The sequence below is a fragment of the Erwinia typographi genome, from assembly GCF_000773975.1.
Lineage (GTDB): Bacteria > Pseudomonadota > Gammaproteobacteria > Enterobacterales > Enterobacteriaceae > Erwinia > Erwinia typographi.
Genome location: NZ_JRUQ01000086.1, coordinates 1 through 9,823, shown reverse-complemented (window position 1 = coordinate 9,823; position 9,823 = coordinate 1). Strand labels below are relative to the sequence as shown.

At 57.7% G+C, this 9,823-nt stretch carries 19 protein-coding genes and 1 pseudogene; 3 read left to right on the top strand and 17 right to left on the bottom strand.

Annotated elements, in window-relative coordinates; all coding sequences use genetic code 11:
- The coding region (locus tag NG99_RS24565) for a relaxosome protein TraM (RefSeq protein ID WP_157032706.1) at positions 1 to 448 on the bottom strand (448 nt) is incomplete at its 3' end.
- A 379-nt stretch (positions 449 to 827) separates the two neighbouring features.
- Between NG99_RS24565 and NG99_RS24560 the strand changes: the two genes are divergently transcribed.
- A complete protein-coding gene (locus tag NG99_RS24560; protein ID WP_034898873.1) occupies positions 828 to 1,328 on the top strand; it encodes a lytic transglycosylase domain-containing protein in 501 nt (166 codons plus the stop codon).
- Between the two features lie 263 nt (positions 1,329 to 1,591).
- Here the strand turns inward: NG99_RS24560 and NG99_RS24555 are convergent, their stop codons facing one another.
- From NG99_RS24555 to NG99_RS24530, 6 genes are all read right to left on the bottom strand, one after another.
- Positions 1,592 to 2,170 (bottom strand): LPD29 domain-containing protein, encoded by a 579-nt coding sequence (locus NG99_RS24555; RefSeq protein WP_052130867.1) that lies wholly within the window; start codon positions 2,168 to 2,170, stop codon positions 1,592 to 1,594.
- 23 nt (positions 2,171 to 2,193) lie between these two features.
- Entirely contained in the window at positions 2,194 to 2,502 is a 309-nt protein-coding gene (locus NG99_RS27755; RefSeq protein WP_157032705.1) for a hypothetical protein, read from the bottom strand.
- 8 nt (positions 2,503 to 2,510) lie between these two features.
- Positions 2,511 to 2,876, bottom strand: a complete 366-nt coding sequence (locus NG99_RS24545; protein ID WP_034898872.1) for a DUF5983 family protein — start codon at positions 2,874 to 2,876, stop codon at positions 2,511 to 2,513.
- On the bottom strand, positions 2,873 to 3,022 hold the full coding sequence (locus tag NG99_RS24540; RefSeq protein ID WP_034898870.1) for a hypothetical protein: 150 nt from the start codon (positions 3,020 to 3,022) through the stop codon (positions 2,873 to 2,875). The genes NG99_RS24545 and NG99_RS24540 overlap by 4 nt, the downstream gene beginning before the upstream one ends.
- 88 nt (positions 3,023 to 3,110) lie before the next feature.
- Positions 3,111 to 3,410, bottom strand: a complete 300-nt coding sequence (locus NG99_RS24535) for a hypothetical protein (RefSeq protein WP_034898869.1) — start codon at positions 3,408 to 3,410, stop codon at positions 3,111 to 3,113.
- Between the two features lie 60 nt (positions 3,411 to 3,470).
- On the bottom strand, positions 3,471 to 3,854 hold the full coding sequence (locus tag NG99_RS24530; RefSeq protein WP_052130865.1) for a hypothetical protein: 384 nt from the start codon (positions 3,852 to 3,854) through the stop codon (positions 3,471 to 3,473).
- Between the two features lie 75 nt (positions 3,855 to 3,929).
- Between NG99_RS24530 and NG99_RS29510 the strand changes: the two genes are divergently transcribed.
- The gene (locus tag NG99_RS29510) at positions 3,930 to 4,070 is read left to right on the top strand and encodes a hypothetical protein (RefSeq protein WP_157032703.1); all 141 of its coding nucleotides are present in this window, start codon (positions 3,930 to 3,932) and stop codon (positions 4,068 to 4,070) included.
- Between the two features lie 397 nt (positions 4,071 to 4,467).
- Here NG99_RS29510 and NG99_RS30245 read toward each other — a convergent pair whose 3' ends face one another.
- The 6 genes and pseudogenes from NG99_RS30245 to NG99_RS24505 all read right to left on the bottom strand — a co-directional run bounded on the left by NG99_RS30245 (position 4,468) and on the right by NG99_RS24505 (position 6,963).
- The gene (locus NG99_RS30245) at positions 4,468 to 4,596 is read right to left on the bottom strand and encodes a hypothetical protein (RefSeq protein WP_269745694.1); all 129 of its coding nucleotides are present in this window, start codon (positions 4,594 to 4,596) and stop codon (positions 4,468 to 4,470) included.
- Positions 4,597 to 4,656: 60 nt separating this feature from the next.
- Entirely contained in the window at positions 4,657 to 5,022 is a 366-nt protein-coding gene (locus tag NG99_RS24525) for a type II toxin-antitoxin system PemK/MazF family toxin (protein WP_034898867.1), read from the bottom strand.
- Positions 5,022 to 5,294 (bottom strand): AbrB/MazE/SpoVT family DNA-binding domain-containing protein, encoded by a 273-nt coding sequence (locus NG99_RS24520; protein WP_034898866.1) that lies wholly within the window; start codon positions 5,292 to 5,294, stop codon positions 5,022 to 5,024. The genes NG99_RS24525 and NG99_RS24520 overlap by 1 nt, the downstream gene beginning before the upstream one ends.
- A gap of 78 nt (positions 5,295 to 5,372) precedes the next feature.
- Positions 5,373 to 5,813: a conjugation system SOS inhibitor PsiB family protein gene (locus tag NG99_RS27750; RefSeq protein ID WP_052130864.1), complete on the bottom strand. Its 441-nt coding sequence runs from the start codon at positions 5,811 to 5,813 to the stop codon at positions 5,373 to 5,375.
- A 295-nt stretch (positions 5,814 to 6,108) separates the two neighbouring features.
- Positions 6,109 to 6,477, bottom strand: a pseudogene (ssb, locus tag NG99_RS24510) (single-stranded DNA-binding protein); the annotation flags it as partial.
- A gap of 102 nt (positions 6,478 to 6,579) precedes the next feature.
- Positions 6,580 to 6,963: a hypothetical protein gene (locus NG99_RS24505; protein WP_052130863.1), complete on the bottom strand. Its 384-nt coding sequence runs from the start codon at positions 6,961 to 6,963 to the stop codon at positions 6,580 to 6,582.
- 75 nt (positions 6,964 to 7,038) lie between these two features.
- On the opposite strand from NG99_RS24505, the gene NG99_RS29505 reads away from it, so the two are divergent.
- On the top strand, positions 7,039 to 7,179 hold the full coding sequence (locus tag NG99_RS29505; RefSeq protein WP_157032703.1) for a hypothetical protein: 141 nt from the start codon (positions 7,039 to 7,041) through the stop codon (positions 7,177 to 7,179).
- A 605-nt stretch (positions 7,180 to 7,784) separates the two neighbouring features.
- On the opposite strand, the gene NG99_RS24500 is transcribed toward NG99_RS29505, so the two are convergent.
- From NG99_RS24500 to NG99_RS24485, 4 genes are all read right to left on the bottom strand, one after another.
- Complete coding sequence (locus NG99_RS24500) at positions 7,785 to 8,195, bottom strand: DUF1380 family protein (RefSeq protein WP_034898864.1); 411 nt, start codon at positions 8,193 to 8,195, stop codon at positions 7,785 to 7,787.
- A 45-nt stretch (positions 8,196 to 8,240) separates the two neighbouring features.
- A complete protein-coding gene (locus NG99_RS24495) occupies positions 8,241 to 8,672 on the bottom strand; it encodes an antirestriction protein (protein WP_034898862.1) in 432 nt (143 codons plus the stop codon).
- 362 nt (positions 8,673 to 9,034) lie between these two features.
- Positions 9,035 to 9,256, bottom strand: a complete 222-nt coding sequence (locus tag NG99_RS24490; protein ID WP_034890214.1) for a hypothetical protein — start codon at positions 9,254 to 9,256, stop codon at positions 9,035 to 9,037.
- A gap of 18 nt (positions 9,257 to 9,274) precedes the next feature.
- Positions 9,275 to 9,823: DNA methyltransferase (locus NG99_RS24485; protein ID WP_034898860.1), on the bottom strand; the 549-nt coding region annotated here is incomplete at its 5' end.

Here is a 9,823-nt window from a genome sequence, read left to right as displayed (position 1 = left end):
AATCTATGTACAGGCTCGTAACTCTTTCATCGACATCTTTTGGCCAGTCAGGATCAAGGAACTGTTCATTTTTAATAACTTTAGCGATATCTACCGTTTCCTTCTGAATGCCAAAAATGGCTTCGGCTATATATCCTGTCATGATGACATTTTTTGCTATAAGTTCCAGTTTCTGGTCAAGCGTCATTCTGTCGGCATCCTTGTTGATTCGGTTCTCGTAAACACTGAGTCCGATCTTCAACATTTCGAGCACGAATGCAGCCCTGTTTGCTGTATCGCGACTTTCTCCATCAGCGAGTTTCTGTTCGACGTGGTAATCAACCTTCTCCAGAATAGAAAGAGGAACAGTTACGTTTACCCGGTTTCTTTTGCTTAAGTTTTCGTATTCCATATTTTGGCCTTCTTTTAGCGGATGAGCCACGTTGCCCGGTTGTTCCAGTTTTATCACTTTCCGGCACGTCAGGGAAGCTTTTATGGACACCCAAAGGACACCATTTGGATACCATAAGGCGACCACTGGCTAATTATCAAGCGATAAATGGTATCCATAAGGACACCATGTGGCGTCTCATGAGCGCAAAACCATCATAACCATATGAATTTAAGAAAGACCCCATTTGGCTACTTACAGGGCGCCAGGAGGCGCCTTGTAAGCAGCCCTTTGGACACCACTAAAATGATTAATTTTCATACGATTTTTAGTCATACTACTGTTTCTGAACGGAAAAACCTGCAAAAAAACTTTTGCGAGTGGTGTGGTTTTATTTCGTCTTAATTTTATTTTCCTGGTATAATCTCTGCACGCCCTTTTCAAAACCGAGGCCCACATGCGGATATTTTTCTGCGTTGCCGCCCTGCTGGCATCAGGCATCTTTCCATTAAATGTGATGGCGGACTGTTTTTACCGTGCCGGGGTCTGGTATCAGATTGACCCGGATTATCTCCGTGCCATAGCCTGGCAGGAATCCCGTTACAACCCCGGCGCCATAAACAGTAACCGCGACGGGAACGGAAAAATCACCAGTACCGATTACGGCGTCATGCAGATTAACAGTATGACCGTGAACGGATTCCGGCGGGAATACCCCGGACTGACCACACAGAAGCTGCTGGACGATCCGTGCCTGAATATTTTTGTGGGAGCGATGGTGCTGCGCCGTAATATGAACCAGTATGGCGCATCATGGCTGGCGGTGGGGATGTACAACGCAGGGGTAAAAAACAGAAAGGAAACTATCGCGAACCGTCATAAATACGCCATGCTCATCGACAGCCATTACAAACGGATCAAAGCGGGCAGCATACCGAGGACGGAGATAGGAGAGTGACTGTGTATTATCCGGTTGAGTAAAGAGAAAGCCCCGCCCGCTGTCGTCACACTAATTTTTCAGTCCGGTGCCATGAAAATAATTTTAATCACCACAAATATAATAACCACCCGGTAATTTATCATATGTTTTATTTCCGCAGTTAAAATAAAAACACCAGACAACCCGGTCGACTCAGGTTCAACCAGGTTATCCGTTACCGGTTCGATGCCGGAAACGGATAACAGCGCGGCATAAAAAAAGGGGCCGTATGGCCCCGGCTATCATTCAGTCTGATAAAGAATTTTATTTATTTCCGTCTGCACCGCAAAACCGTTGCGGTGAAAATAGTGCCCCTCTTTCCACAGTTCGCCACGTTTCAGCATCTCCGGCGTTTTTTCTTTCCCGGTAAACGCATGACCGTATTTCTGCATAAAAATGACATTGGCTTTTTCTTTCAGTCGCCCGCTGTATTCGCGCTTAGTGAAAACGTACCCCACCCCGCCATAAATTTCATTAAACCGGGAGCGGCAGGAAACGGCCAGATCCTGCATACTGTCAAAATAACTGTCGCGGTATTTATCTGTTATAGCTTTTACCCGTTCTTCCGTCACCCCGTCCGTCCACTTAATGTTAACGCAGTCGCAGCTGCGCGTTGTTACGGAAAATTTAAAGCCGGGGAAAGCCTTTTTTAATTCCCGGCGGATATTAACGGCAACCTGAACCGCGCCGTTTTTTTCCTGTGACAGATGTTTATATTCCGGGGCGGCTTTCAGGTAGTCTGTTTCTGCCCGGTATACCGTCACGTCTGCGTCCTTATTGTCTGCCGCCGGACGGGACTCATACGGGTTATGCATGTGCATGATGGTGATCCTCTCAGTCAGTGTCACTGCAACCGGTTGAACGTAACCAGCCAGTCGGTGTATTCCGTACAGCTCAGCAGCGGGCTTATCCGCGTCAGGTTAACAGCCACGCCGTTCATCACCAGGATGCGCTCGATCGTGGTAAACACATCCTCTTCCGGCGCCAGTGGAAACCACAGGTTGTAATTGCTGCCGGTCAGCAGCGGATGATTGCAGAAATGAATGCCCCGGCCGCGTGACGTGTGGGTCTCCAGCACCGTCAGCACGCCCCGTCCGGTTACCGCCGGTTCCCCGGCGGCCTCCTGCGTTGTTGTCCTTCCGGTGAGTTCCATGATCGCCCCTACCATTCGTATACAGGCCAGCCGGGCAGCACCGCTGCGCCGATTTCAAACTGGATATGCTGCACGTCATAATCCCGCGCCACCGTATCCAGCATGAGACACAGCGCGGCAGACAACCCGTTTTCCTCCAGCCGGTCGCAGGCATCAGGGCAGGCATTCAGGCGGAAAATAAAGCCGCCGGAGGTTTCATGCAGCCAAAGCCAGTCATCTTCCTCCGGCGCTTCCAGCCCGTGCAGCATGGTCAGCACGGCGTCATCTTCAAAGGTCATATGTGACGCACTCAGCAGCAGACAGCGGACGATTTCAGGCCCGCGATCACCGGCTTCAGTCATCCCGTGCTGTGGTTTTTTCAGCGAGTTATTCATGCGGCAGGTTCCTTCTGGTTACGGACAGCAGTCATGAACTCCTGCCACTGGGCGAAGCGCAGCGCCGGAACGTGCGCGTTTTTTCCGGCCTTCAGGCCATTTACAAAGGCTTTCGCGTGTGCGAGGATTTCCGGGTCATATTTCATACTCATTATCCTGTGAGCTGTTGTGACAAACGGTCAGAGCCTCCCAGCTCTCTGACCAGTGAAGAAGCCGGGCCTGCGCCCGGCTTTTTTACGCCTGCTGTTTCCCCTCCCCTGACGTTGCGTTTTTAACCCGGACATCAGCCAGCGCCGCCGGGATAACCGTGTAGCCGGTATCGAACTGAAACACCGCTACCGGCCAGCCGTCGGCCATGTAAACCGTCAGCGGCTCAGGCAGGTCACCCGGCTCGCGGATTTCGTCCAGATGGCTCAGCTCCTGCCACTCAATACCCGCCCAGCCGTTAAATTTGCCGTGTTCCCGGATGTGGGCGCAGAGGTCAGAAAACTGGCCGCCGGTCAGCCCGCTGGTGTTGACGTCGTGTGTCTGCATGCTGTTTTCTCCTGCTGGTTGAGGGACTGCCCGGCCATGCCGGACAGACCGTGTTTTGATTCAGGCCACGTCTGCGGTGAACATCGCGTGCCCGGCAGCCAGCTGCACGCGCAGGTGACGCACCGCGTAATCCCAGGCTGCCTCGCCCAGGTCACCAAAATTCGCCAGCACAAACTCACCGGCGGCCACCCAGGCACTGACAGCGGCCAGCGGCAGCAGCGGACGGGACAATGACCAGTCAGTGACCGTTGCGCACAGCGCCTCTGCCAGGTTGCAAAGCGTGCCCGCCAGCAGCTCCGCCCGCTCATCCAGAGGCATCCGCTGCTCACGCAGGGAAACCAGCTGTGCCAGACCGTCAGCCATCACCGGGCTGAAGCTCTTAAGCCCATATCTTTCCGAGGGTTCCTGAGCGGCGGTTTTGACGTTGACGTTGTGTGTGTTCATGCTGTATCTCCCCTGTAGGTGGTTATGTTTATCTCTCGTCGGGACCTTTCGCGGCGAAGGGCGAAGTTGCGACGGATGACAGATGAACGCAGGGGCGTCACCGCAGGCCGCAGCGCAAGCGAGCAGAGCGAGTGCGAACGGGCGAGGAACGGCGAAGCGGACCCTTGCGGGCAGATGGCAGACGGTGCGACGAACAGCCCTCCGCGTAAGGACTGATGAGAGATGGCCACCGTACCCGGAAAGAGAATGAACACACCCGGACCACCGGAACGGGGGGACGACATGAGAGCACCGGCAGACTTACCGCCGGTGTGGTGAAAGCGGCGCGGCCGGTACGGCCGCAGCAAGCGCCAGGTGTTGCGTCAGGATGGAAGCCCGACAGGGCAGAGACAGCCCGCTGGCTCTGTGCAACGCACGACAGCCGTGTCCCGCAGGGATGACGCCCGCACCAGGACAGCGGAAAGGTTCAGTAAGGAAAACAGGAAGAGAAAGGAAGGTCAGGGAAGAAGGAATAACAGCATGTGGTATCAGCCCCGGAAAAGGCACAGCACGCGGACGGAAAAAAGCAGCGCGTCAGCGCTGCCTGTATCCGGTGCCGGAACGGCACGCGGGGTTACCGGCCGGTCAGCTCCTGGCTGAAGATATCTGCAATTGTGGCGCCATAATGACGCCCCACAACAGCCCCTTCCGCCAGCGCCAGGAGGATAACGACTGAGAGACTGATTAATTTTTTACTTTTCATGACTGACTTCGTTATCAGTGACCGGCCCGTTAAGGGTATTGATCAGTCTGTGTGCCACATTCAGCGCGGATCGATCAAATCCACCACGACAGACAGTATCTCATCCATGATGTGAGGCTCTACTTTTGCCGCATAGGTTGCCCTGCGGGCGCTGAGATCGAGAGAGCGCAGCTGGTAGCAGAGTGCCACCCCGGTGACGTTTCCCGTATCGGTACTGTCACCGTCCAGATATACCGTCACTGCCCTTGAACGGCCGGCCGCACCGCCACTGGTGACCGGGATGCAGACGGCAGTCCCCAGGGCAGCCACAAGCTCACGCGGTGAAATGACCAGATAGTAGTGCGGCCCCCTGAACTCCCGACCCTCGACAGGATCACCGTTGATGTGCCAGATCTCGCCTTTCTGCGGTACCCTGCGCGTCACCATCAGATGGCCTCCCTGCCCTGCGGCGCATCTCCGGCACCATCGGCCACGGCCGCATTAAATGCCCGGATTTCCGTTTCATCAATCCCGGCCAGCAGCTGAGAGAGCGTTTTTCTTCCACGCGCCACGCGTCCGGACGGTCTGATGCTGACCGCCTCGCCCTCGGCCGTCACATCCAGTTCGATCCCCACGGCCCATCCGGCCTTTGCCGCAATTTCACTCGGTATGGTCAGAATGACCGCACCACCCTGCTGACGTAATCGTGTTGAGGCCATAACCCCTCCGCAAGTGTAACTAAGTCACACAACAATAACACAGGTAACACAAAGTGCAACTTAATTTACTGCGTTCCTTCAGGCTGAACCGGAAAGCCGCATCGCCGCCTGAATTTCTGCCGGACGGGTCAGGCCCGCCTGCGCGTAGGTGTCAATACGCACCAGCAGGCCGCGCAATAAATCCGGGCGGAAGACGTCCTGTGAGTACAGCACATAACAATAACCTCTCAAATCACACAGCCGCAGCAGCCAGCACAGGTTCTCACCGCCGGGGCTGGTAACTTCCACAGTCAGCCACGCACACAGCGGATGCGTCAGCCGCAGATGTACCGGCCACTGGCCGCCCCACTCCTGGCGAAACTCACAGTCGGCATTCCACACGTCAGGAATGGCCAGCCAGCGCAGCGTGGCGCTGTTCAGCCGCTGGCGGAATTCGTCGCCCCGGTCGCGGTACTCATCAAACTCTGCGGCGCTGAGGCGCAGGAACCCTTCCAGCGTGAACACCTCATCATTTCCCATACAGTCTCCGGCATGCCACACGGCAGCCCCTCCGTTGTCAGCTAAAGTCCCGTTGCCGGGGCATACGCCATCATCTGACGTCCGGTATATCCAGAAATATCCGGTATTTACCTCTGCACCCATCAGGGGTATCCTCACTGCCCGGCATAGTGGTACCCCAACACCCTCCGTTATGCCCGCCGTCCCGTAGTAGCCCGGGAACGGCACTTCTCTGAACTTTCCGGCCTGATTAAGCTGAGGCTGCACCGTCCCTTATCCACCAACACCGGGGCGGGACGGTGCATTTTTTTTCTCAGGAAGGCCTGTCACCCTCGCGACGTCCGCCCAGCATCTGCATCGTGCCGCTGCGGTTAATCACGATTTCGGTCACGTAATGCGCCACGCCGTTGTCATCATCCCATTTACGGGTCTGCAACTGCCCCTCCAGGTAAACCTGAGACCCTTTATTCAGGTGTTCCCCGGCGATTTCTGCCAGCTTGCCGAACACCACCACCCGGTGCCATTCGGTTTTTTCCTTCATCTCGCCGGTGCTTTTGTCGGTCCAGCTTTCAGACGTCGCCACGCTCAGGGTTGCCACCGCGCCGCCATTCGGCAGGTAACGGACTTCAGGCTCCTGACCCAGGTAACCCACGATAATCACTTTATTCACTCCGCGTGCTGCCATGATGCGTACTCCTCTCTGCGTTGACGGACGGGGCATTACAGTGAGAACCCTGTCCGCTGGTATGGTCCCCGCCACATGGCGGAGAACGGGTAATCGTTATTTTCAGGCCACGTCTGCGGTGAACATCGCGTAACCGGCGGCCAGCTGCACACGCAGGTGACGCACCGCATAATCCCAGGCTGCCTCGCCCAGGTCACCAAAATTCGCCAGCACAAACTCACCGGCTGCCACCCAGGCACTGACAGCGGCCAGCGGCAGTAGCGGACGGGGCTGTGACCAGTCAGCCACGCTGGCGCACACCTGCTCCGCCATACCGACCAGGACACCGCACAGCAGCTCTGCCCGCTCTTCCAGGGGCATCCGCTGCTCACGCAGGGAAATCAGCTGTGCCAGACTGTCAGCCATCACCGGCACGAAGCCCTTAAGCCCATATCTTTCCGAGGGTTCCTGAGCGGCGGTTTTGACGTTGACGTTGTGTGTGTTCATGCTGTATCTCCCCTGTAGGTGGTTATGTTTATCTCTCGTCGGGACCTTTCGCGGCGAAGGGCGAAGTGGCGACGGATGACAGATGAACGCAGGGGCGTCACCGCAGGCCGCAGCGCAAGCGAGCAGAGCGAGTGCGAACGGGCGAGGAACGGCGAAGCGGACCCTTGCGGGCAGATGGCAGACGGTGCGACGAACAGCCCTCCGCGTAAGGACTGATGAGAGATGGCCACCGTACCCGGAAAGAGAATGAACACACCCGGACCACCGGAACGGGGGGACGCCATGAGAGCACCGGCAGCCTTACCGCCGGTGTGGTGAAAGCGGCGCGGCCGGTACGGCCGCAGCAAGCGCCAGGTGTTGCGTCAGGATGGACGCCCACAAGGGCAGAGACAGCCCGCTGGCTCTGTGCAACGCACGACAGCCGTGTCCCGCAGGGATGACGCCCGCACCAGAAGAAAGCCTGCCTGCCTGCCTGCCTGCCTGCCTGCCTGCCTGCCTTCACCACAGGAAAAGGAATCAACATCATCAGTACCACCGTAAATAACGGTAACCGGTTCATAAAATCACCCGATAAGCAGTGCTGAAGGTGTGCCCGACGGGTGGCGCCGCAGGCGCGGCCGGAAGGCACACCGCCGCCGCAGGCGGCAGGGTTTTACGCCGGTGCCGGAGTTATCCACAGAACCGGGGGATATGCAGGCCGGAATTCTGTTAATAAGTGGCTCATGTCTCTGGAATAACTCAACTGAAACGCGGGCATCATAAAGTGGTCACATTACGAACAATTAACCACGACCAGATAAAGGGCTTCCCTGCCCGCGTGGTTAATCTTCCAGCGCCTTTCTTATCTGCTGCACCGCCTCCGGCATGTCCGGGTACAGGCGTGCGGCGGCCCCCTCCCCGCTTTCGGTGCCTGTACGGCGCAGGAACTCCCCCGCCAGCGTGACGACGCGGCTGAGCACCTCAGCCGGGACGGTAACCTCGCGCTGCGCCCTGACCTCCTCACGCAGGCTGCTGACTAATGCCTGTATGGTGGTCATGCTCACGCCGTACTCATGCACGGCGTCCAGGTCATTAATCTGGCGCACAACGTCAGCCGCCTCCGTTCCCGTCAGGTTGTACCCCTCTGCGTAATCCCTGACGGCCGCCTCAGACCAGACAATCAGGGTAAGCCGTTCGTCTGCCCGCCAGTTCTGCAACAGTTGTGCGCATAATTCGTTAATGGTTCCGTACATGGTTTCTCTCCGCTAATGTGGGCGGCCACCGCCGCCCCGTGGTTGTCAGTCAAGGGCGCGAAATATCGCGGCGGCTTCGGGGTGCGTTTCAGCGAAATCCATCAGCTGGCGCCAGCGCAGGGTGAAATGCGCACAAAGCGCCTCCTGGTCATGCCGGGCATAAAGGTGACTGCGGTGATTGAGCACCAGCGCGGTGATGATGATGCCTGCCGCGTCGGCGGATACGACCGCCACCGCTCCGTTATCAGGATTTTCGAAGCACCACGTTCCCGCTGGCGGCACCATGTAACCGCCCGTTCCCGCCAGGCGCATAAACGCCCATTCACCGCCGCTGTAATCAGTGAGGTATTTCCCGGCATACACGTACGCGCTGATTTCGGCACGCAGATAATCCGTGGAGAATAAGCGGGGCAGAAAGCACGGACGCTCAGCGGGTGAAACTTCAAACGCGTCAGGACGTACTGTGGTGGTCTGCATGGCAGCCTCTCCGTGATGAAATGTGATGCGGCGCGGGCTTGCGCCGTGACCACACCAGAGACGGGCGGAAAGCGGAGAAGGCAGGAGCGCCACCGGAAGCCGCAGCGCAAGGCCGTTACGGGCTGAATGCGCCGTAACGGGCGCGAACGGGTGAGGAGGCGGCGGAGCGTACTCTTGCGGGCGCAGCGGCCCGGCTACGGTCCGGGCACGGCGTAAGCCCTCACAACGCCGGTGCGGGCAGAGGTAAATTACCGGAAGGACGCGGCCCGCAGGGTGGCGGCCGGGCAGACAGCGGAGCGACGCGGCGCGACATCCTTATTGCGTCACGGCAGAAGCGGGCCAGCTCACCGGCCCGTCTGCCTTCAGTCCTTAAATGCATGTTCCATTTCATTCGCCTGCTTATACAGCACCAGCAGCTGCTCATTCATCTGGCTTATTATCTGTCCGGCCAGCCGCGCGGTCAGGTCGGAGCACCCGTAAAAGTAGCGGGCTTCAAGCCCGCGCATCTGCTGACGCAGTTCAAAAAAAGCCGCTGCCAGCGCGGCCACGTCTGCCCTGAGTTCTTCATTTCCGGTGTAATTCATGACGTTATCTCCTGCCGGTTATGCCACGCGGGCCATGCGGGCTTCTGCCAGACGGCGCTGGCCTGCCGCGTGGTACTGCTCAAGCATTTCTATACCAATCCACCGGCGCCCGGTCTGCTCCGCCGCCACGCAGGTGGAGCCGCTGCCAGCAAACGGGTCCATGACGATGGCGCCGGGCTGCGTGAAGCTTTCAATCAGCGGCCGCAGGATGCTGACCGGCTTTTCCGTCGGATGGTGGCGGTTGCCGGTGTACTCCCAGGGCATCACGTCCGGCAGCGGTTTCTGCGGCAGCGGCGGGCGCCCTTTGGCGAGGACGTAGGCGCTTTCATGCTGATAGCCGACAAAGGCGGATTTCGAGGCATAAGGCTTGGTAAACACCAGGTGACCCACCACGCGGAACCCGACCGCCTTCCACGCCTGCATAAACAGGTCAACCCGGTTCCAGCCGTAAAAGCTGACCATCAGGCTGTTATCTTTCAGCACGCGGTACATCTCGCGGCTTGCGGGTGCCAGCCAGTCGCCATTTTTGTCGTTGGCGATGGTGCGGCCGGAACGGTCGGTAAAGCC